This is a genomic window from Cupriavidus sp. FW305-26 (assembly GCF_058787975.1).
Genome location: NZ_JBYTAH010000052.1, coordinates 37,167 through 58,437, shown reverse-complemented (window position 1 = coordinate 58,437; position 21,271 = coordinate 37,167). Strand labels below are relative to the sequence as shown.

Sequence of the window (21,271 nt, the reverse complement as noted above, 5' to 3'; positions counted from 1 at the left end):
GCCGACCCCGGCGCGCAAGCGGCGCCGCGGTCGGCGGAAAGACGGGAAGTGCGGGAAAACCGAAGGAGGAGGAACGAATCCGGCAGCGCCGGGATCCGTCCTCAGTTCTGCGGGATCTCGATCTTGACCTCGAGCACCTCGAGGTTGTCCTGGCGCTCCAGGCTGACGCGCAGGTCCTGGTCGCCGATCTTGACGTACTTGGAAATCACCGCCACCAGCTCGCGCTGCAGCGCGGGCAGGTAGTCGGCGGGCGCGGAATGGCCGGTGCGCTCGTGCGCCAGGATGATCTGCAGCCGCTCCTTGGCGACCGACGCGGACTTCTTCTTCTCTCCCAGCAGGAAGGAAAGGATCGACATGGGGTGAGCCCTCCTTGACCGTTACTTGTTGCCGAAGATGCGGGAGAGCAGACCCGGCTTCTGGTAGTCGGTGAAACGCATCGGCTTGTCCTTGCCGAGGAAGCGGTCCACCACGTCGCCATAGGCGTCGGCCACGTCGCTGCCTTCCAGGTGGATGGCGGGCGTGCCCTGGTTCGAGGCGTGCAGCACGGCTTCAGACTCCGGCACCACGCCGATCAGCTTGATGCGCAGGATTTCCTGGATGTCGGTCAGCGACAGCATTTCGCCGCCATGCACACGCTTGGGGTTGTAGCGGGTGATCAGCAGGTGTTCCTTGATCGGGTCGCCGCCTTCGCTGGCGCGCTTGGTCTTGGAGGCCAGGATGCCCAGGATGCGGTCCGAATCGCGCACCGACGACACTTCCGGGTTGGTCACGATCAGCGCCTCGTCGGCGAAGTACATCGCCATCAGCGCGCCCGACTCGATGCCGGCCGGCGAGTCGCAGATGATGAATTCGAAATCCATCTCGATCAGGCCGTTGATGACCTTCTCGACGCCTTCGCGCGTGAGCGCGTCCTTGTCGCGCGTCTGCGAGGCCGGCAGGATGAACAGGTTCTCGCACTTCTTGTCCTTGATCAGCGCCTGGCGCAGGTTGGCTTCGCCCTGCACCACGTTGATCAGGTCGTACACCACGCGGCGCTCGCAACCCATGATCAGGTCAAGGTTGCGCAGGCCGACGTCGAAGTCGATCACGGCAGTCTTGTGGCCGCGCAGGGCCAGGCCGGCGGCAAAGCTGGCGCTGGTGGTGGTCTTGCCGACGCCTCCCTTGCCGGAGGTCACAACGATGATTTTTGCCATGGCTCTTTGGTCCAGTAATAAGTTGAAGCTTGCGCTCTCTGCAATTCGGTCCCGGGGGCTGCCGCGGTTACTTGAGCCGCAGCGCTTCCAGGATCAGTTTTTCATCGGCCAGGCGCACCTGGGCGGTCTTGCCGAGCACGTCGGCCGGAAGCGTCTGCTCCGCGGTCCGGTAGATGCCGGCGATGGAAATCAGTTCAGGCTCCATGCACGTGCTGAAAATGCGCGCGCCGGTGTTGCCCTTGACGCCCGCCAGCGCACGGCCGCGCAGCGGGGCATAGATATGGATGTTGCCTTCGGCGATCACCTCGGCGCCGTAGCTGACCACGTCCAGGATGACCACGTCGCCCTGCGCGTAGACCTGCTGGCCCGAGCGCAGCGGCTTGTCGATCAGCATGGTCTGGGTCTGGCGGATGGCGGCGGCCACGGCGGCGTCGGTGGTGGCCTGCGCGGCGGCGCGGATGGATTCCTCGCGCGCGGCCTGGTCGGCTGCGGCCTGTTCCGCCGCGGCTGCGGCCCTGGCCTCGGCGGCACGGTCGGTGGCGCGATCGGCGCCACTGCCGCGGCGGGCCTGGCTGTCCAGCAGCGGCAGGCCGAAGCGCTCGGCCCACTCGCGCTGGCCGGGGCGGGCCACCACGCCGATGGCGCGGGCCCTGAGCGTGGCCAGCGTCTCGATCACGGTGCCAAGCGCGACTTCGCTGTCATCTTCCAGCGCGCGCAGGTCCAGCGCAATCACGTCATTGGAAAAGAAGTCGGGGGTGGCTTCAAAGCGGGCGAGGAGGTCATCCCGCAGCGCAGCCATGTCGGCGGTCTGGAGGGCGAGAAGGAGGGCGTCTACGTTGCCACTGCGCAGCTCGAAGCGTGGCGATTTCTTCTGGGACATAGCCGGGTGACCGTGGAAATGCCACATTCTAACGTCGTATCTGTCGCGAACTGTAACAATTGGATCGATATGTACAGCAGGTGGCGCGTGGGTTCCATATGCGCGTGCACGGCACACCGTAGCGCCGGACAAGTGCGGCCAGCGTGGTATGCCGCGCGGGGCAACGCGCATCGAGTCCGGCACAGCGTAAAGGCTTGTTACGATTGCGCCATCTGATCAGCGGAGTTTTCATGGGCGCCATCGTCAATTGCGTGGCCTACCGGCAGGGCAAGCGGCTCGGCACAGTGGGCATGGATGAGATCCGCACCGTGCTGGGGGTGCCCGGCACCTTTGTCTGGCTGGGCCTGCATGAGCCTGACCTCGCGCTGCTGCGCCAGGCCCAGCAGGCGTTCGGCCTGCACGACCTGGCGGTGGAAGATGCGCTCGATGCGCACCAGCGCCCCAAGCTCGAGGCCTACGGCGATTCGGTCTTCGTGGTGCTCAACACGGCGCAACTGGTGGAAGATGAAGTGGTGGTCGGCGAGACCCATCTCTTTGTCGGCCCCAACTATGTGGTTTCGGTGCGCCACGGTGTCAGCAGCACCTACGCGCCCGTGCGCGAGCGCTGCGAGCAGGACCCGCACGGCCTGGCCAATGGCCCGGGCTATGTGCTGTACGCGCTGATGGACTTTGTCGTCGACCACTACCTGCCCATCGTCACGCGCCTGGAAGACACCTTCGAGGCGCTGGAGCAGGGCATCTTCCGCGACGAGTTCGACCGTGCGGCGATCGAGCGCCTGTACCGGATCAAGCGCCAGGTGCTGCGTCTGCGCAATGCGGTCAGCCCGGTGGAGGACATGTGCGGCCAGCTGATCCGGCTGCACGAAGACCTGGTGCCGAAGGAGCTGCGCGCCTATTTCCGCGACATCGAGGACCACGCCAGCCGGCTGGTGCGCACGCTCGACGTGGTGCGCGAAATGCTGACCACGGCCGTGCAGGTCAACCTGGCGCTGGTCACCGTGGGCCAGAACGAGGTGGTCAAGCGGCTGGCCGGCTGGGGCGCGATCCTGGCGATCCCGACCGTGATCTTCAGCCTGTATGGCATGAACTTCGATTTCATGCCTGAACTGAAATTCCACTTCGCCTACCCGGCAGTGATCGGCGTGACCGCGGTCGCCTGCGGGGGACTGTGGCGGCGGCTGCATCGGGCCGGGTGGATCTGAAGACCTGGTTTTATCTGTGCGAGGAATGATCGTGGCAGATATTGTGGCCGATTAATTATTCGCATGGATATTCCGGCGAGTTCGCGCCTGCCTACCGGCGCCGTGTCCTGACTTCTACACTGGAATCAGGAAGGCGCTGTGCCCGGAGTCCGCCATGTCGATTGCCCGCCCCCCGATTGCCGCCTTGCTCGCCGGCGCCACCGCCGCATGGCTGTTGTGCATGCAGGCGGCAGCCTCCGCACCGCAGCCGCCTGCCCCCGCGCAGGTCCAGACCCGCGACGCGGTCACCGCGTATGAAGCGGGCAACTTCGACCAGGCCCTGCGCGGCTTTGCCGATGCGGCCCGGCTGGGCAACCGTCTGGCCCAGTTCAACTACGCAATGATGCTGCTGCGCGGCGAGGGCACCGCCGCCCGCCCGCAGGAGGCGCTGGTCTGGCTGAAAAAAGCGGCCGACAACCAGATGACGCATGCCCAGTACACCTGGGGCGACCTTTACGAGCGCGGCGAACTGGTGCCGAAGTCACTGGAGGAAGCCAACCGCTGGTATGCACTGGCGGCACAGGGCGGGCATGTGCAGGCGCAGATGGCGCTGGCGACGAATTACTTCACTGGCCGGGGCGTGCCGCGCGACTACGGACAGGCGTTCATGTGGTACAGCCGCGCGGCCAGTGCCGGCGACGGCGGCGCGCAATACATCGTCGGCAGCTTCTACGAACACGGCGAGCCCGGCGTGGTCGACCGGGATCTCGAGCAGGCCAAGATCTGGTATGCGCGCTCAGCCGCGCACGGGGATCCGGGCGCGCTGGCGAAGTTGCGGTCGTTGCTGGAGGAGTCGGTGCGGGGAAGGGCGGCGAGGTAGCGCGGTGGGATGCGTGTGCCGGGAAGCGTCAACCATGTCCTCGCACACCTGTCACCTGTGTGCCCGCTCTGTACAGCGGGGGAGGGGGCCGGACCGGCGCGGAATCATGGCTTCCCGCCGCTGCCATCTTCCTCGTCATGCAGATGCTCGATGATCGCCGCCACCCGGTCCCCCAGGTATTTGTTGGCCGAGATCTCCAGCGCCCGCATCATCTCCGTCTCCGCCATCACCAGTGCCAGCGGGCGGATGCGCCACAGGATCTCCACCAGCCGCGGCACGTCCTGCGGCGGCGGCAGCTTGCCAATGCCAAAGCGGTCCAGCTCGCGCACCACGGTAGCGACGATATGGTCAGATACCGCCTGGAAATGCCCGCGCGACTGCGCGATGATCTCCAGCACGTCTTCCAGCGCAAAGCCCGCCTGGGCGATCTCCGCGCCCGCGGCCAGCGCGCGCGGGCTGCGCGCGAGATAGCCCAGGCCGTCCGGTTCCAGCAGCCCCAGCGAGATCGCCTTGGCCAGGGCCGGGCGCGAGATCGCGCGGCCGAACAGCCGCGCCAGCGCCAGGTAGGAGTAGTGCCGCGGCGTCTCGTTGGTCCACGGGCTGCTGATGGCAGTCTCCAACCCAAGGATCGAGCGCAGGTCGTGCCCTTCGACGATGGCCTTGAGCAGCTCGGTGATATTGGCCAGCGTATAGCCGCGCGCCAGCAGGTGGTGGATCAGCTTGAGCCGTCCCAGGTGCGCCTGCGTGTAGATGCCGACGCGCCCGCGCCGCTGCGGCGGATCGATCAAGCCGCGGTCCTGGTAGGAGCGCACGTTGCGCACCGTGGTGCCGGCCACGCGCGCCAGCTCGTCGATGGTGTATTCCGGGGCGGGCGGCGTGGTGTCGGACGCCTGGCTGGTCGGGGACGAGGGGTGGCGGCGCCGGATCAGTGTCATGCGAAAAATTCTAACCGAGGAATGCGGCAGGCAAAGGTGGCGGCCGGTATTGCCGATAATGAGGGCATTGCCGCCCCACCTTCAACGGTCCGCCTTCCATGCATATCCGCTGGCTTGAAGACTTCGTCTGCCTGGCCCAGGCCGGCAGCCTGGCGCGCGCCGCCGAGCTGCGCAACGTGACCCCGCCCGCGTTTGGCCGGCGCATGCAGGCGCTTGAGGTCTGGGCCGGCGCCCCGCTGATCGACCGCAGCGCGTTCCCGGTGCGGCTGACCGCCGAAGGGCGCCAGTTCCTGGAAGCCGCGCAGAGCGCCTTGCGCACGCTGGACGAGACCCGCGTGGCGCTGCGCGCCGCGCACCGCGCCGACGCCAGCACGGTCACCATCGCCACCGGCAAGACCCTGGCGCGCTCGATGGTGCCGGCGTGGCTGGCGGGCCTGCGCGAGGCGCTGCGGCACGACCCCGCGGCGGCCGGTTTCCGCACGCAGCTGTCGACCTTCCCGATGCATGACGCGCTAGCCATGTTTGCCGAGGGCGATGCCGATTTCCTGCTCTGCTACAGCCCGCCGGACCTGCCGGTGATGCTGGATGACGCGCGCTACCAGTTCCACCTGGCCGGCGTGGAGCGGCTGGTGTGCGTCAGCGCCGCCGATGCGCGCGGCGCGCCGCTGCACCGGCTTGCGACCGGCAAGGCTGCGGCGAAGCCGGTGCCCATGATCGCCTACGCCGAGACCCTGACACTCGGCCGCATGGTCAACCAGGAGATCGCGCGCCGCAAGCTGGCGCCGCGGCTGGACGTGATCGCGGTCAGCGACTTTGCCGAGTCGGTGCACGAGATGGTGCGCCAGCGCATGGGCCTGGCCTGGCTGCCGGCACGCCTGATTGCCGACGACCTGCACGCCGGGCGCCTGGTGCGTGCCATCAGCGGCGCGCGCAGCGATGATGGCGGCGACCTGGCGCTCGATATCCGCCTGTACCGCCCGCGCGCGCCGATGCGCCCGCTGGCCGAGGCTTTCTGGCAGGCGGCGGTGCAGGCACCGCGCTGATGCGCCTTCGGCCACCATTGCCGAATCGGCAACCGCCCTTGCCAAAGCTGCACGCCGGGCCGGTTCCGCGCTCACTACCATCGCTCCACAACAACCATTCCGGGACCCCCAGAGCCAAGACCATGAAGACCATCCTGCGCGCGGCCGCTGCCGCACTCTGCCTTGCCGCTTCCGCCGGCGCCGTTGCCTCCGCCTGGCCCGCCAAGCCGATCACGCTGGTGGTGGGCTACACCGCCGGCGGCAGCGTCGACCTGGTGGCCCGGACCATTGCCCCGGAGCTGGGCAAGCGCCTGGGCCAGAGCGTGGTGATCGAGAACCTGGGCGGCGCCGGCGGCACCATCGGCGCGGCCAAGGTGGTCAAGGCCGAGGCCGACGGCTACACCCTGCTGATGGGCTCGGGCAGTGAAGTGTCGATCGCCCGCCTGACCAACCCCGCCGTGCGCTACGACGGCGAAAAGGACCTGGTGCCGGTGACCTTCGTCGGCACCCAGCCGATGGTGCTGGTCGGCAAGCCCGGCCTGGCGGCCAGGAACGCGGCCGAGCTGATTGCGCTGGCCAAGGCCCAGCCGGGCAAGCTGTCGTATGCCTCGTCGGGCGTGGGCACGCCGCTGAACCTGGCCGGCGAGCTGATCAAGCAGCAGGGCAAGGTCAATATCACGCACGTGCCGTACAAGGGCGCGTCGGCCATGGCTACCGACCTGCTCGGCGGCCAGATCGACCTGGCGGTAATGGTGCTGTCGTCGGCGCTGCCGCATATCCAGGCCGGCCGCGTGCAGGCCTACGGCGTGACCAACGCCAAGCGCTCGCCGGTGGCGCCGAACGTGCCCGCGCTGGCCGAGACGCCCGCGCTCAAGGGCGTCGACATGGGCGTGTGGTTCGGCCTGATGGGCCCGGCCAGGCTGCCGCAAGCGGTGGTGGAGCGCCTGAACACCGAGATGCAGGCCGTGCTGGCCATGCCGGATGTGAAGAAGAAGCTGGCAGAAGCCGGTGTGGAAGTGGCGCCTGCCAATCCGGCGCAGTTCGGCAGCTTTATCAAGCGCGAGACGGGGCGCTATCGCACCATCGTGCAGACCGCTGGCATTCATGAATAAGTGAGGTTGCGGGGCGGCGTCGCTTCTTGCAAGTGCCCGCCGCCCTTCCTCAACTCGATTCACAACAACGACCCCGCAGGCATACGACCCGCCAGGCGCCCTGAACGCACCGATTCCCATGACCCAGCCCACCGCACCGATCGACGCCTACCCAGTCGATGTCGCGTTCCCCGACATCCGCGCCTACGCCGCCGGCAATACCGGCATCCCCTACCTGTACACCTTCGACAGCGGCCAGCCCGGCCCGCACGTGATGGTCAACGCGCTGACCCACGGCAACGAGGTCTGCGGCGCCATCGCCGTCAAGGCGCTGCTGGACCACGGACTGCGCCCGCGCCGCGGCCGGCTGACGCTGGCGTTTGCCAACGTCGACGCGTACCACAGCTTCGATGCCGCCAGGCCCGACGCATCGCGCTTTGTCGACCAGGATTTCAACCGCGTGTGGACCGCCAGGGTGCTGGATGACGCCAGCCTGGATTCATCGGAGCTGCGCCGCGCGCGCGCCATGCGGCCGGTGATCGACACCGTCGACCTGCTGCTGGACCTGCATTCGATGCATGAGAAAAGCCGGCCGCTGATCGTCTCCGGCCCGCTCGACAAGGGCATCGCCCTGGCGCGCGCGCTGGGCGCGCCGGCCGATGTGATCGTCGACGAAGGCCACCCCGAAGGCCGCCGCATGCGCGACTACGATGGCTTTGGCGATGCCGCCAGCCCGCGCAATGCACTGCTGATCGAGTGCGGCCAGCACTGGGAGCCCGCCGCCGTGACCGTGGCGCAGGACAGCACCGCGCGCTTCCTGCTGCATGCCGGCGTGATCGATGCGAGCGACTTGCCCGCAGGCTGGCTGCAACCGCTGCCCGCCACGCAGCGCGTGGTGCGCGTGACCGAGCCGGTGGTGGCCACCAGCATGGACTTCCGCTTTGCCGGCCCCTATACCGGGCTGGAGACCTTTACCGAGGCCGGGACCGTAATCGGCTGGCGCGACGGCGAGCCAGTGGTGACGCCGTATCCGGATTGCGTCCTGGTGATGCCGTCGCTGCGGCAGCTGCGCCCGGGCGTGACCGTGGTGCGCCTGGGGCGGCTGGAGCGCTGATCCGGGTACGCTGGGCCGGGCGCGGCTGCGCCCGGCAAGATGCTGCGCAGAGAGGCATGGTCCGGCCCTCCGGTTGACTGCTGACAGGCTAGGCCGCCGGGGCGGCCGTGCCCGGCGGCGGCGGGGGCGGCGGCAGCATGCCGGGGAACAGCTGTTCGACCAGTTCATCCAGCTTGGACGACGGCTGCACGAAGTTGCTCAGGTTGAGCCCGCCCGCGCTGCGGTTGGCGCTATAGATGGCCTTGCCGACACGGTCGCCGTTGCGGAACACGGTGATGTCCGCGCTGTTCAGGTACGCAGTCCAGTACCAGGCGCTGCGCGCCGTGTACAGCGCCACCACCGGGCATGCCGCGATCGAGGTCTGCGCCTGCAGCACCTTCACCTCAAAATTGCGCCGCCGCAGCGATGAGAGAAAGTTCTCGACAAAGTCATTGCCTGTGACCGGGTTCACCACCACGCACAGCAGCGTGCCGTTGGCGCCGTAGTTGCCCAGCGGGCCGCCGCCAGCGGGCACCTGGAACGCGACCAGGGGATCGGTGTGGTCGGGCCGGTCGACCGGGGTCACTGCCTGGTAGGTCGAGCAACCGGTGATCAGCAGGCCAAGGCCTGCGGCCAGCATAGCTTTGTACATGGATGTCCTGTATGGCTGGGGCGGGCTGCCATGCAAGACACAGTGGCCACCGCATACCTTCACACTGTAGGCGCCGGCACGCCGATCCAATCGTCCAAACAGAAGCGCAAAACGGCCGCTTCTGCGCCGCGGTGGCGCCTCAGCCGCCCGCGCCGCCGCCTTGAGCCAGCCGGCCCACCAGGACCAGGCACAGCCCGGCAAGGCAGACCCCGATCACTGCGACCTGCAGCCGCGTGACGGGTCTGCCGCCAAACAGCGTCTGGCTGAGCCAGGCGGGCGAAACCACGCCGACGATGGTGGCCACCATGATCAGGATGGCAAGGACGGACAGAACGGATTGCATGGCGGGACTCCGGAATCTAGGATGGCGCGATCAGTTGGCGCCGCCGCGCAGCAGGCAGTCGCGCAGCAGCGGTGCGCCATCCGCCAGCCCTGCGCCGTTGCATTCCAGCGCGACCTTCTGGCCGCGCCGCACCATGGTGGCTCGTGCTTCCACCTCGCACACCCGCCCTGCCGGGCCGCAGATCTGGCGTTGCAGCAGCAGTGCGCGCACATTCACGCCGGGATCGTTGGTGCGGATATCGACAAAGACCTGGTCGCGCTCGCGGCGAATGCCGCTGGCGACGCCTTCGACGATCAGGTACTGGCCCAGGTAGCGGGTGTCGGCTTCCTTGGGGTTGTCGCGGTAGTCATTCAGCAGCGTGTCGGCCTGGAGCTGCGGCAGCCGGTCCGCGGGGCGCTCCGGGTCAATGCTGATCGGGTCGAGCGTGCCATCGCGCGGGATTCCGCGCACGACGCTGGCCGGCACCGCGCTGGCTTCGGCCTGCGCCTCGGGCGCGGCATCGCCGACATCGTCGCGGCGGTCATTGCCGGCAAACCACAACATGCCAAGGACAGCCACGGCGACGATGGCAACAAGGATTTGCTGGGTACGGTTCAACATCGGAAGGTCCTGCGTCAGTGAATGCGGAATGCGGAATGCGGAACGGGATTATGCGCCCTGCCTGCCGCAAAAGCGCTCAATTGCCGCCACGCCGTGGTCGACGCCACGCTCGGCGGCCATCGCGCGGCCCAGCCTGGCGGCCCGTTCGCGCGTGGCCGGCTGGTCGGCAAAGGCGATCATCGACGCCAGCCGTGGCGCGTCGATCTTGTGCCCGGCGACATGACGCGGCGCCACGCCCAGTGCCGCCAGCCGGCCCGCCCAGAAGAACTGGTCGCCCGCAAACGGCAGCACGATCGCCGGCACGCCCGCCGCCGCGGCCGCATGCGTGGTGCCCGCACCGCCGTGATGGATTGCCGCCGACACGCGCGGCAGCAGCCAGTCATGCGGGGTGGCGCCCACCACGTGGAAGCTGGATGGCAACGCCGCCACGTCGATGCCGCTCCAGCCCGGATAGAACAGCGCGCGCCGGCCATCGGCCGCCTGCACCAGCGCCGTCACCACCTTGTGCCGGTCAAAGCCCGCCATGCTGCCAAAGCCGATATACAGCGGCGCCTCGCCGGCCGCCAGGAAGTCGCGCAGCGGCGCGTCCGGTTGCCAGTCCGGCTGCGGCGGCATGGTCCACGCGCCGCTCACCAGCCAGTCGTCATGCCAGTCATGCGGACGCGGGACCAGCTGCGGCGAGATCGCGTACAGCGTAGGAAAGTCCGCCCACATCGCCTTGCGCGCCGACGCGCCGAACAGCCTGGAGCGCGCAGCATTGGTCGCGCTACGGAACATGCGCCACAGCACGAAGTTGATCACGTGGTGGCTGGCGCGATTGGCCCACCCCGGCATCCTGAACGGCGGCAGCAGCGCGGACGGAAAGGCCCGCGTCGGCGAGATCGGGAACATGCCCGCGCCGATCACCGGCTTGCCCAACTGCTCGCCCACCGACAGCGCCACATACGCCGTCAGCCCCGAGAACACGATGCCGTCCGCATCGCGTGCAGCCTCCGCCAGCTGCGCCATCCACGCCTCGGTTTTGTCCTCGGCAATGCGCGCGAATGCGCGCGTGGCCTCGGCGACGTTGCCGCCTTCGGTCATCAGCTTGTGCAGCGCGCCGCCGGGCGCCAGCGTCTGCTGGATATCGCCTGCCATCGGCGCGAAGGCGAGGCCGTGCTCTGCCGCGAGCGTGGCCGCCGAGCGTTCGCCCAGCATCAGCACGTCATGGCCGGCGGCGCGCAGGCCGAGGCCCAGCGCGACGATGGGGCGGCAGTCGCCCTGGGTACCGAAGGTGATCAGGATGAGGCGCATGGCGGGGGAAAGGTGCGATGCAAAAATCCGCATCGCAGCTTCGATTGTGGTGTTCCCGACAGTTTACCCGGGCGTAGCTTGCACAGTAGGCCAGCCTGGCCTCAGGAAGCGTGTGCCGGCCAGCGGCCGTCGGCGACCAGGGCCTGCACCGTGTCGGAAATCAGCGCTTGCACGGTCGATGCGGCCATCGACAGTGGGGTGGTGGCAGAGCGGCACAGGTAGACCGGCCGCGAAATGCCGGGCTCGACGATGCGGGCCGCGGACAGCAAGCCGCTGCGCAATTCGCGGCGGACCGACGCATAGGACAGGATGGTGAAGCCGACCCCCGCCGCGGCCAGCTCGATCAACTGCGGAATGGCGTTGACCTCCGCCAGCACGCGCAAGCTGACGTGATGGGATTTCGCATGGCGGTCGATCAGCGCGCGCAGGCCATGCAGCCCGGCCGGCAGGAGCATGGCGTAGTCAGCCAGTTCGGCGAAGGCGACCTGGCCGACCGTGCCCGGACTGCCGCTGGCATTCGGCGCCCCATGGAGTGCGCCAGGGGGTCCCACCAGGACCAGGTCCTCGTCCAGCAGATGCTCGAACAGCAGCCCGGCGCCAGGATCCACCTGGAAGGTCAGGCCGATGTCGATGTGCCCGCTGAGCAGGCGCTCCGGGATATAGCCCGTGCTCAGTTCGATGATCTGGAGCTGGATCTTCTGCCAGCGCGCCAGCGTCTCGCGCACCAGCGCCAGGGTCAGGATCTGCGCCATGGACTGGGGCAGGCCGATCGCGACACGGCCCGCCGGCTCGGCCACGAAGTCGCGGACATCCTCGCAGGCCAGGTCGACGCGGGTCAGGATGTCCTTGGCGTGGCTCACGAAGCGCAGGCCGGCCGCCGTGGGTAGCACGCCCCTCTGGGTACGGTCGAACAGCCTGACGCGTAGTTCTTGCTCGAGTTGCTTGATCTGGAGGCTCAGCGCCGGCTGGGCCAGATGCATGTGCTCGGCCGCCCGCGAGATCGAGCCTGCGGACACGACGGCCAGGAAGCACCGCAGATCCCGTATATCAATGGCCATGATGGGATTTCCAGCAAACGCGCGACAAGGCGGGGAGCTCAGTATATAAAAATTATATGTATGGCATCGTGAAACGGTCTTTTACTTATAGCAAGGCCGGCGCCATAGTGGCAACCAGATTCCCATCCTGCCAGGCAAGCGTGTCCGGCCAGGGACAAGGGAACCACACCGGAGACTGCCATGACATTCAGCCGCCGCACCCTGCTGCTCGGCACTGCCGCCGCCTTGCTGGCCCGGCACGGGTTTGCACAGGGCTGGCCTTCCAGGCCGGTCAGGATCGTGGTGCCGTTCGCGGCGGGAGGTCCGGGCGATTTCGTCGCGCGCCTGGCCGCGAAGCATCTCGCGCAGGTGCTGGCGCAGCCGGTCGTGGTCGAGAACAAGCCAGGCGCCAGCGGCAACCTGGGAGCGCAGTTCGTGCTGGACACGGAGGCCGATGGCCATACCCTGCTGCTGAACACGGTCGGCATGCAGGCGGTCAATCCCCTGATGTACCCAGCCGCGCGCTTCCTGCCGCAGCGCGATTTTGTGGCCATCGGCATTGCCGCCACCGTGCCGAACGTGCTGGTAGTCCATCCGGGCAAGCTCGGTGTCTCGACCATGGGCGACCTGGTCAGGCTTGGCAAGCAGCGGCCCGGCAACCTCACCTTTGCCACCTACGGGCCGGGGAGTTCTCCGCATATCTACGGTGCGCTGCTCCAGCGGCTGGCCGGCTTCTCGGCCATTGAAGTGCCGTACAAGGGCAGCGCGCCGGCCAGCAGCGATGTGATGGCGGGCCAGGTGGACTTCCTGTTCGACAGCATGACCACCTGCGTGGGCCAGATTCAGGGCGGCAAGCTGAAGGGGCTGGCGATCACCTCGGCAGAGCGGTCGCCGCTGTTGCCGGCCGTCCCCACCATGAAGGAGGCGGGCTACGGCGGCCTGGCCCTGAAGTACTGGCTGTCGCTCCAGGCTTCGGCCAGGACCCCGCCTGAGATCGTGTCCGCGCAGCGCCAGGCCCTGGCCAGGGCGCTGGCCGATCCCGCCTATCAGCGCGCCCTGGCCGCGCGTGGCGCAGAGCCGCTCCTGATCGCCCCGGCGCAAGTGCAGGCCTTTGTCGACCGCGATGCTGAACGCTGGACTGCCGCGGCCCGCAGCATTGGCATTCGGGCGGAATAGCCGCCACCCGGCCCTCTCATCCGACTTTACATCCATTGAAACTGCCCATGCTTGCGCTACAAGGAATTCGCGTGCTGGACCTGAGCAAGGTGCTGGCCGGCCCGCTGTGCGGCCAGTATCTGGGGGAACTCGGCGCCGACGTCGTCAAGGTCGAGCCGATCGGCGTGGGGGACGATACCCGCGCCTGGCTGCCGCAGGAGCAGGGCCAGTCGGCAACCTTCCTTTCGGTCAACCACAACAAGCGCAGCATCGCGGTCGACCTCAAGACCGCCGAGGGACAGCAGCTCGTGCAGACCCTGGCCGCTGGCGCGGACATCGTGCTGCAGGGCTTCGGCGGAGGCACCGCGGCCCGGCTGGGCGTGGACCATGACAGCCTGAGCGCGCGCAATCCCCGCCTGATCTACTGCGAGATCTCCGGCTATGGCCGCACCGGCCCGCTCGGCAACGAGCCCGGCTATGACGTCATGCTGCAGGCGTTCAGCGGCATGATTAGCACCATGGGCGATCCGGCAGGCAAGCTGGCGCGCGCCAGTTTCTCTCCGGTCGACCTGGGCACGGGCATGCATGCCTTCAGCGGCATCCTGGCCGCGTTGATCGAACGCGAAAAGACCGGGCACGGCGTCTACCTGGAGGTCTCGCTGCTCGATACCGCGCTCGGCTTCATGGGCTACATGGCGCAGAACTACTGGCGCACCGGCCGGGCGCCGGCGCGCATGGGGACCGCGCACCCCGCCATGGCCCCGTACCAGGCCTTCGATGCAGCGGATGGCCCGCTCATGATCGGCGTCGGCAACGATGCCCAGTGGCGCCGCTTCTGCACGGTCGCCGGGCTGCACGACCACGTCGATGACCCCGCGTTCGCCACCAATGCGGCGCGCGTGGCCAACTTCGCGCGCACCGTGGACCTCGTGCAGCGCTGCATCGCCACGCAGCCGGTCGCATTCTGGCTGCAGGCATTGCGCGTGGCAGGCGTGGCCTGCTCGCCCATCCACACACTCGACCAGGCCCTTGCCCACCCGCAGCTGGAGGCGCGGCAGCTGGTGGTCGAATCGGAACACCCGGTGCTGGGCACGGTCCGGAACATGGGTTTGCCGGTGCGGTTTCGCGACGGCAAGCGGCAGGCGCACCGCGCGCCGCCCTTGCTGGGGCAGCACACCGAGGAAATTCTGCGCGAGGCAGGCTTTGGCCCCGACATGATCCGGCGCTACCAGGCCGACGGCATCGTGGCGGTCGCCGGATCCGTCACGTAGTGAGCGCGAGGCAAGCCCGCCCCCAAGTCAACTGAAGCCCGTCCCATATCCACTCAATGGAATCCATGTCCTCCATCCGCTATGCCGTGCGCGACCAGGTCGCCGAAATCCAGCTGGACAGCCTGCCAGTCAATGCGCTGAACGAGGCCATGATCGACGACCTGATCGGCGCCTTGCGGCGCGCCGCCGAAGACGACTCGGTGCGCGCCGTCATCCTCGGCAGCGCCATCCCGCGCCGCTTCTGTGCCGGCCTGCGGCTCGATGCCGTGCAGCAGTCTTCACCGAGCCAGCTCTATGCGCTGGTGGAGAAACTCTATGTGGGGTTGTGCGAGGCGCAGTTCCAGCTGAAGAAGCCGTCGATCGCGGCGGTCGAGGGTGCGGCGCGCGGCGGTGGCATGACCCTGGCCATCTCGTGCGACATGATCGTCGCGGCCGAGGACGCAACATTTGGCTATCCCGAGATCGACGTCGGCATGATCCCTGCCATCCACTACACGCATCTGCCGCGCATCGTCGGGCGCCACCGCGCCTTTGACCTGCTGTTCACCGGGCGCGCATTCGATGCCGACGAAGCCTGGCGGCTTGGCCTGGTCAGCCGCGTCGTGCCGCAGCCGGACGTCATGCGCGAAGCCCGGGCGCTGGCGCAATCCTTCTGCGAGAAATCGCCCACCATCGTGCGGATGGGCCGCGCCGCCTTCCTGCGCGCCAACGACTCCGACTACCGCCGCGGCGTAGCCGGTGCGGTGGAGAGCTTCGGGAATATCGCGGTAACCGATGACGCAAAGGAAGGCGTGGCGGCGTTCGTGGAGAAGCGCAAGCCGGCATGGTCGCCAGGGTGACTGTGATCCCGTCAGGAGAACGCAACCCAGCAGTGCTTTCATCAAAGGGCCAACCATGCCAGATCATTCCCGAGCCGATCGCCTCGAAGCATTCCGCCAGGAGGTTCGCAGCTTCCTGCGCGAGGTGGTCCCGCCCGATATCCGGGCCGCTTCGCGCGCCCATTGCCTGGTGACGCGCGAGCAGGCCGTGCGCTGGCAGCGGATCCTGCATGCGCGCGGGTGGGCGGCACCTGGCTGGCCGCGGGAGTACGGCGGCCCGGGATGGTCGCTGGTGGAGCAGGCAATCTTCCGGGAAGAGCTGGCGGCCAGCGACGCGCCGCGCTATGACAATCTCGGCATCGATACCATCGGACCCACGCTGATCCGCTATGGCACGCCCGAGCAGTGCCGGCGCTTCCTGCCCGGCATGCTGTCCTTCGATGACTTCTGGGCGCAAGGCTATTCCGAGCCCGACGCCGGGTCCGACCTAGCGTCTTTGCGCACCGTTGCGCGCCGCGATGGCGACGAATGGGTCGTCAACGGCAGCAAGATCTGGCAGACCCTGGGCCAGTGGGCCAACTGGGCACTGGTGCTGGTCCGCACCGATCCGTCTGCCCGACGCAAGCAAGAGGGCATCTCGGTGCTGCTGATGGACCTGCGCACACCGGGCGTGACGGTGCGGCCGATCCGCTTTATCAACGGCGCGCACTTCCACGTGCAGATGTTCTTCGACGACGTGCGGGTGCCCGCGGCCAACCTGGTGGGCGTGGAACACGCCGGCTGGTCCATCGCCAAGGGACTGCTGGTGATCGAGCGCCTGTTCGTCGCCCGGGTGGGAGACTGCAAGGCGGAGCTGGCCAGCGTCGCGAAACTGGCCGGCAAATGGCGCCCGGGCCCCGGCGCGCAGATCGACGATGCCTTGCTGGCGCGCCGGCATGCCGAGCTGGACATTCGCATGCGCGCGCTCGAAGCCGCGTGGTGGCCGGCAGTGCGGTTTGCTGAGCAGGGCGGCAGCCCTGAGCTGGAAGCCTCGCTGCTCAAGCTCGATGGCAACCTGCTGCTGCAGGACCTGCACACGTTCAAGCTGGATGCGTTGGGCGCCCGAACATTGCCCTTCGATCCCCGCGCGATCGATGGCGAGCCCAGTCCGGAGCCGCTATCTCCTGGCCATGCCGAGAATTTTCCGCTGCACTACTGGCGCTACCGTGGCATCACGCTGGCCGGGGGCTCGTCGGAGATACAACGCCAGATCGTTGCCAAGGCTGTGTTCGGCGGACTGACCGAGATCGACCGCCCCCGCCAGGACCAGATGGACGAGCAGCAGGCGATCATGGACGGCACCCTGCGCCGCTGGCTGGACAAGCACTACGGCTTCGAGCGCAGGCGCGAGGCCGTGGCTGCCAGGGACGGCTTCGACCCTGCCGCATGGGCTGCCCTTGCCGAGCTGGGCCTGACCGGCCTGCTGATCCCGGAGTGCGACGGCGGCCTGGGCGGCACCCTGTCCGACCTCATGCCATTGCTGGAAGCGCTCGGCGAGGCCCTGGTGGTGGAGCCCATGCTCTGGAGCGCGGTCCTCGGCACGCAGGTGCTGCTTGGCGCGGAGAACGCAGAAGGACGCGAACCGCTGCTCGCAGCGCTGGCCAGCGGCCAGGCCCGCTGCGCGCTGGCTTATCGCGAGGGCCAGTCCCGCCGCGACGTCCACCATCCTGAAACCGTTGCGCGCCGGGATGGCGCGCACTGGCGCCTGCACGGCGTCAACCGGCTGGTGATGGGCGCCGCCCAGGCGCAGCATCTGTTTGTTACGGCTTGCCTGCCTGAAGGCGGGCTGGCGCTGTTCGATGTGCCGAGCCAGGCGGCCGGTGTCGGCCTGCGTGCCTATCAGCTCCACGACGGGCGCAGCGCGGCGGACATTCGCTTCGACAACGTCGAACTGCCTGCGTCCGCGCTGCTCTGCGGCGCGGACCACGCCACGGCGTTGCTGGACGACGCGCTGGAACTTGCCACCCTCGCCCTCTGCGCGGAAAGCATCGGGGCCATGCGGCGATCGCTTGCCCTCACGGTTGAGTACATGCGCATGCGCAAGCAGTTCGGCCGCACCCTTTCAGAGCAGCAAGTGCTTCAGCATCGGGTGGCCGACCACTATCGCGGCTGGCATGCCGCACGCCAGCTGGTGCGCGAAGCCGTTGCAGGCTGGTCCCTGGTGCCGCCGGCCGAGCGCTCGCGCCGCGTCAGCGCCGCCAAATACATGGTTGGCCATGCCAGCCGTGTGCTAGCGCTTGACGCCCTGCAACTGCATGGGGCGATCGGCATGCAGGACGAAACCCCGATCAGTCACTACAGCAAGCGCCTGATGGCCAACGATGCACTGCTCGGCAATGCCTCGGCGCATCTCGGGCGCTTTGTCGATGCCGGCCATCGCTCGCAGGCGTGAACAGGACAACACTGAGAAGAAAGAGGCAATGCCATGCAAGCACTCCGCAGTACCAGGCGCCTGGCGCTCGCACTTGCCGCTGCCCTGGGCGCAATGATGGCGGCCCCGGCTGTGTCCGCGCAAACGGGCGCGGCGTGGCCTGCGCGGCCGGTTACCATCATCGTGCCGGGCGCGGCAGGGGGCACGATCGATATTCCCATCCGCCTGCTCGCGCAGAAACTGAGCCTTCGCCTTGGCCAGCCTGTCATCGTGGACAACCGGCCCGGCAGCGGGGGCATCATCGGCACACAGGCGGCGCTACGCGCGCCCGCCGACGGCTACACGCTCCTGGCCGGGAATGTCGGGCCGCAGGCCATCAACTACAGCGCCTACAAGACCCTGCCATACAAGCCGGACGACCTGGTGGGGATTACCGATGTCATCTCTTTTCCCAGCGTCCTGGTCGTCAACGCACAGTCGCCGATCCGGAGCGCCGCCGACCTGGTCGCGCAAATGAGGGCGCAGGCGGGAAAGCTGTCCTTCGGCTCCTCCGGCATCGGCCAGACCAGCCACCTGACCGGCGAACTGCTCAAGCAGCGCACGGGAACGGATGCCATTCACGTTCCCTATCGCGGTTCCACGCCGGCGACCACCGCGCTGCTGGCCGGTGAAACGACTTTCCAGTTTGACAACCTGACCCAGGCCCTGCCGCATATCCGGGCCGGCAAGCTGCGCCCGCTCGCCGTGACGTCGGCACGGCGAATCCCCAGCCTGCCCGAGGTGCCGACCATGGAGGAAACCGGGGTGGGCTACCTCTTGTCGACGGCGTGGATCGGCATCTTTGTGAAAGCCGGCACGCCGCCGGAGATCGCAGCCAGGCTGCATGAGCACCTGGTCGCGGTCCTGCGCGCCCCGGACGTGGTTACCGAAATCAGCCGGATGGGCGGTATTCCAGGCGGACAGGCACAGGAGAGATTCGCCGCCTTTGTCACGGCGGAACGCTTGCGCTGGAGCGAAACCATCAAGACCTCGCAGCTGAGCCTGGATTGAGGTCAGGCGCTGCGCCTTATTTTCCGATGCAAAACCGCGTAAAGATCGTCCCCAGCAGATCATCACTGGTGAACTCACCCGTAATGCTGTTCAGGCAATCCTGCGCCAGCCGCAGTTCTTCGGCAAACAGGTCCAGCGCCTGCGCCTGGTGCTCGGCCTGCTCGGCGGCGATATCCAGGTGCGATTGCGCATTCCGCAGCGCCGTCAGGTGCCGCTCGCGCGCCAGGAAGTTGCCTTCATTGCCCGACTGCCAGCCCACCAGCCGCAGCAGCTCACGGCGCAGCAGTTCAATGCCGGCCCCGGTGCGCGCCGAGATCCAGATCTCGGTCGGGTTGGGGCCGTTGGCGGCGACCACGTGCGGGCGGTTGCCGCCGAAGACGACATCGCCAACCGCGGGCGCCTTGTCGATCTTGTTGACGATGCGCACGATCGGCGAGCCCGGCGGCAGCTGGCCGCTGAGCTGGTCGTCGATGGCGTCGTCAGTCTCTGACAGGCCATGGCGCAGGTAGTCGGTGGCGTCGACCAGGTGCAGCACGATGTCGGCGCGGCGGATAGCGTCCCAGGTGCGTTCGATGCCGATGCGCTCGACTTCGTCGGCGGCATGCTCGCGCAGGCCGGCGGTGTCGATGATATGCAGCGGGATGCCGTCGATCTGGATGGTCTCGCGCACGCGGTCGCGCGTGGTGCCGGCGATGGGCGTGACGATGGCCAGCTCCGCGCCGGCCAGCGCGTTCAGCAGCGACGACTTGCCCACGTTGGGCTGGCCCGCCAGCACCACCGACAGGCCCTCGCGCAGCAGCGCGCCCTGGCGCGCCTGCGCCAGCACGCCGCTCAGTTCGGTGCGGATGGTGGCAAGCTGGCCGCGCGCGTCGGACTGTTCCAGGAAATCGATCTCTTCTTCGGGGAAGTCCAGCGTGGCTTCGACCAGCATGCGCAGGTGGATGACCTTGTCCACAAGCTGGCGGATGGCGTTGGAGAATTCGCCCTCCATTGAACGCGCCGCCGAGCGCGCCGCGGCCTCGGTGCTGGCTTCGATCAGGTCGGCCACGGCCTCGGCCTGGGCCAGGTCGAGCTTGTCGTTGAGGAAGGCGCGCCGCGTGAACTCGCCGGGCTCTGCCAGGCGCAGGCCGATGCCGTCGCCCGCTTGCAGGCAGCGTGTCAGCAGCATCTGCATCACCACCGGCCCGCCGTGGCCCTGCAGCTCGAGCACTTCCTCGCCGGTATAGGAATTGGGCGCCGGGAAATACAGCGCCAGGCCGTGGTCGATGACCTTGCCATGGCCATCGAGGAACGGCAGGTAGGTGGCGTGGCGCGGCTTCAGTGCCTGGCCGCAGACGGCGCGCATCACGGGGCCAACATCGGGGCCCGACACGCGCACCACGCCGATGCCGCCACGTCCGGGCGCGGTGGCGATGGCGGCAATGGGAACCTGGGGAGCAGTCATGGCGCTATTGTCGCAGATCGGGTGCGGTTGGCGTGGCACGCGGTGGGCAGGCCGCCATGGCGGGCGGGTGGTCAGCTGGCACCGGGCAGCGGGCGCGGCGGCGCCTCGTCCGGCATTGCCTGCGCCTGCAGGCAATCGGCCAGCAGCCGGCGCGCGACGATGCCGTCGACAAGGCGGCCGAGCTTTGCCTGCCCTTTGACCAGCTTGCGATGCAGGTCCCTGGTGTAGCGGGATGGCAGCACCGGCTCGAATGCCTCGATCACATAGCGCAGTCGCTTGCCGGCGATGCGCTGCTCATGCACCGCGCGGGGATCGCCGCGGCGTGCGGCCTTTGCCAGCGCGCGCAGGCGCTTGCGGCCGCGGCGCACGCGCTTGCGCGCAAAGGGCCCGAGGCGGCCACCGCCATTGCGGGTGCGGGCGGCCAGCTGGGCCAGGTGCGCCAGGTCGCGATGCAGCGCTGGCAGCGGCCAGTCACGGTAACCGGCCAGGGCCGCCAGCATGGTTTGCCGTGCGGTGTCGCGGCGCTCTCGGGCGGTGTCGGCGATGGCCGACAGCACGGTATCGTCCGGTTCCAGTTTGCGTGCCGGGGCAATGGTTTCGGCCAGGAATACGTCCCAGTCGCGCACGTCGCTGGTGGCGCGCGCCAGCATGCGCAGGTCATGCTTCCAGCGATCGCGCTCCTGCCGCGGCAACGACGGCCCCAGGGCCCAGAGCACCGCGCGCGCATGGCGCACCGCCACGCGCAGCGCGTGCAGGTCTTCGGGCTCGTCGCGGCGCAGCAACTGGGCCAGGCTCGCTTCGATGCGCGCCAGGCTTGCCTGCGTCAGCGCGGCAAAGGCCGCGGCGGGCCGCGTCTTGCGGCGCAGTGTGGGGGGATGGGTGTCGGCGATCATTGCGGGCTGCATGCGCTCAGGCGCGCACTC

General features: G+C 68.3%; 21 protein-coding genes. 10 read left to right on the top strand and 11 right to left on the bottom strand.

Going from position 1 to position 21,271, the window contains the following annotated elements:
• Window positions 1-101: 101 nt before the first annotated feature.
• From minE to minC, 3 genes are all read right to left on the bottom strand, one after another.
• Window positions 102-356: a cell division topological specificity factor MinE gene (gene minE, locus AC3WQZ_RS24915; protein WP_010811451.1), complete on the bottom strand. Its 255-nt coding sequence runs from the start codon at window positions 354-356 to the stop codon at window positions 102-104.
• Window positions 357-377: 21 nt separating this feature from the next.
• Entirely contained in the window at window positions 378-1,193 is an 816-nt protein-coding gene (gene minD, locus AC3WQZ_RS24910; RefSeq protein WP_010811452.1) for a septum site-determining protein MinD, read from the bottom strand.
• Between the two features lie 67 nt (window positions 1,194-1,260).
• Window positions 1,261-2,073, bottom strand: coding sequence for a septum site-determining protein MinC (minC, locus tag AC3WQZ_RS24905; protein WP_010811453.1), 813 nt, complete (start codon window positions 2,071-2,073; stop codon window positions 1,261-1,263).
• 230 nt (window positions 2,074-2,303) lie between these two features.
• Between minC and AC3WQZ_RS24900 the strand changes: the two genes are divergently transcribed.
• Window positions 2,304-3,275 carry a magnesium and cobalt transport protein CorA gene (locus tag AC3WQZ_RS24900; RefSeq protein WP_011614341.1) on the top strand — a complete coding sequence of 324 codons (972 nt, stop codon included), beginning with the start codon at window positions 2,304-2,306 and terminating at the stop codon, window positions 3,273-3,275.
• Window positions 3,276-3,429: 154 nt separating this feature from the next.
• On the top strand, window positions 3,430-4,134 hold the full coding sequence (locus AC3WQZ_RS24895) for a tetratricopeptide repeat protein (protein WP_010811455.1): 705 nt from the start codon (window positions 3,430-3,432) through the stop codon (window positions 4,132-4,134).
• 104 nt (window positions 4,135-4,238) lie between these two features.
• Here AC3WQZ_RS24895 and AC3WQZ_RS24890 read toward each other — a convergent pair whose 3' ends face one another.
• Window positions 4,239-5,069 (bottom strand): MerR family transcriptional regulator, encoded by an 831-nt coding sequence (locus AC3WQZ_RS24890; protein ID WP_010811456.1) that lies wholly within the window; start codon window positions 5,067-5,069, stop codon window positions 4,239-4,241.
• 98 nt (window positions 5,070-5,167) lie between these two features.
• Here AC3WQZ_RS24890 and AC3WQZ_RS24885 point away from each other — a divergent pair, with 98 nt between their 5' ends.
• The 3 genes from AC3WQZ_RS24885 to AC3WQZ_RS24875 all read left to right on the top strand — a co-directional run bounded on the left by AC3WQZ_RS24885 (window position 5,168) and on the right by AC3WQZ_RS24875 (window position 8,296).
• Entirely contained in the window at window positions 5,168-6,112 is a 945-nt protein-coding gene (locus AC3WQZ_RS24885) for a LysR family transcriptional regulator (protein WP_010811457.1), read from the top strand.
• Window positions 6,113-6,234: 122 nt separating this feature from the next.
• Window positions 6,235-7,203 carry a Bug family tripartite tricarboxylate transporter substrate binding protein gene (locus tag AC3WQZ_RS24880; RefSeq protein ID WP_011614342.1) on the top strand — a complete coding sequence of 323 codons (969 nt, stop codon included), beginning with the start codon at window positions 6,235-6,237 and terminating at the stop codon, window positions 7,201-7,203.
• 118 nt (window positions 7,204-7,321) lie between these two features.
• A complete protein-coding gene (locus tag AC3WQZ_RS24875) occupies window positions 7,322-8,296 on the top strand; it encodes a M14 family metallopeptidase (RefSeq protein WP_058697467.1) in 975 nt (324 codons plus the stop codon).
• A gap of 88 nt (window positions 8,297-8,384) precedes the next feature.
• Here the strand turns inward: AC3WQZ_RS24875 and AC3WQZ_RS24870 are convergent, their stop codons facing one another.
• The 5 genes from AC3WQZ_RS24870 to AC3WQZ_RS24850 form a co-directional block, all read right to left on the bottom strand.
• Window positions 8,385-8,927, bottom strand: coding sequence for an Sbal_3080 family lipoprotein (locus AC3WQZ_RS24870; RefSeq protein WP_439671150.1), 543 nt, complete (start codon window positions 8,925-8,927; stop codon window positions 8,385-8,387).
• Window positions 8,928-9,066: 139 nt separating this feature from the next.
• A complete protein-coding gene (locus AC3WQZ_RS24865; protein WP_010811461.1) occupies window positions 9,067-9,270 on the bottom strand; it encodes a hypothetical protein in 204 nt (67 codons plus the stop codon).
• Window positions 9,271-9,300: 30 nt separating this feature from the next.
• Window positions 9,301-9,870, bottom strand: coding sequence for an OB-fold putative lipoprotein (locus tag AC3WQZ_RS24860; protein WP_010811462.1), 570 nt, complete (start codon window positions 9,868-9,870; stop codon window positions 9,301-9,303).
• Window positions 9,871-9,918: 48 nt separating this feature from the next.
• Window positions 9,919-11,163, bottom strand: coding sequence for a glycosyltransferase (locus AC3WQZ_RS24855; protein WP_492301444.1), 1,245 nt, complete (start codon window positions 11,161-11,163; stop codon window positions 9,919-9,921).
• A 101-nt stretch (window positions 11,164-11,264) separates the two neighbouring features.
• Window positions 11,265-12,221, bottom strand: a complete 957-nt coding sequence (locus AC3WQZ_RS24850) for a LysR family transcriptional regulator (protein ID WP_011614346.1) — start codon at window positions 12,219-12,221, stop codon at window positions 11,265-11,267.
• A gap of 180 nt (window positions 12,222-12,401) precedes the next feature.
• Here AC3WQZ_RS24850 and AC3WQZ_RS24845 point away from each other — a divergent pair, with 180 nt between their 5' ends.
• The 5 genes from AC3WQZ_RS24845 (at window position 12,402) to AC3WQZ_RS24825 (ending at window position 18,904) form a co-directional block, all read left to right on the top strand.
• On the top strand, window positions 12,402-13,376 hold the full coding sequence (locus tag AC3WQZ_RS24845) for a Bug family tripartite tricarboxylate transporter substrate binding protein (protein WP_439671152.1): 975 nt from the start codon (window positions 12,402-12,404) through the stop codon (window positions 13,374-13,376).
• A gap of 47 nt (window positions 13,377-13,423) precedes the next feature.
• Window positions 13,424-14,626 carry a CaiB/BaiF CoA transferase family protein gene (locus AC3WQZ_RS24840; RefSeq protein ID WP_492301442.1) on the top strand — a complete coding sequence of 401 codons (1,203 nt, stop codon included), beginning with the start codon at window positions 13,424-13,426 and terminating at the stop codon, window positions 14,624-14,626.
• Window positions 14,627-14,691: 65 nt separating this feature from the next.
• Window positions 14,692-15,465, top strand: coding sequence for an enoyl-CoA hydratase/isomerase family protein (locus tag AC3WQZ_RS24835; RefSeq protein ID WP_010811467.1), 774 nt, complete (start codon window positions 14,692-14,694; stop codon window positions 15,463-15,465).
• A 55-nt stretch (window positions 15,466-15,520) separates the two neighbouring features.
• The gene (locus AC3WQZ_RS24830; RefSeq protein ID WP_011614350.1) at window positions 15,521-17,875 is read left to right on the top strand and encodes an acyl-CoA dehydrogenase family protein; all 2,355 of its coding nucleotides are present in this window, start codon (window positions 15,521-15,523) and stop codon (window positions 17,873-17,875) included.
• 33 nt (window positions 17,876-17,908) lie between these two features.
• Window positions 17,909-18,904, top strand: a complete 996-nt coding sequence (locus AC3WQZ_RS24825) for a tripartite tricarboxylate transporter substrate binding protein (protein WP_492301440.1) — start codon at window positions 17,909-17,911, stop codon at window positions 18,902-18,904.
• Between the two features lie 16 nt (window positions 18,905-18,920).
• Here the strand turns inward: AC3WQZ_RS24825 and mnmE are convergent, their stop codons facing one another.
• Together mnmE and AC3WQZ_RS24815 are read right to left on the bottom strand one after the other, a co-directional pair.
• The gene (gene mnmE / locus AC3WQZ_RS24820; RefSeq protein WP_058697470.1) at window positions 18,921-20,348 is read right to left on the bottom strand and encodes a tRNA uridine-5-carboxymethylaminomethyl(34) synthesis GTPase MnmE; all 1,428 of its coding nucleotides are present in this window, start codon (window positions 20,346-20,348) and stop codon (window positions 18,921-18,923) included.
• Window positions 20,349-20,419: 71 nt separating this feature from the next.
• Window positions 20,420-21,241, bottom strand: a complete 822-nt coding sequence (locus tag AC3WQZ_RS24815) for a CHAD domain-containing protein (protein ID WP_492301438.1) — start codon at window positions 21,239-21,241, stop codon at window positions 20,420-20,422.
• Window positions 21,242-21,271: the final 30 nt, after the last annotated feature.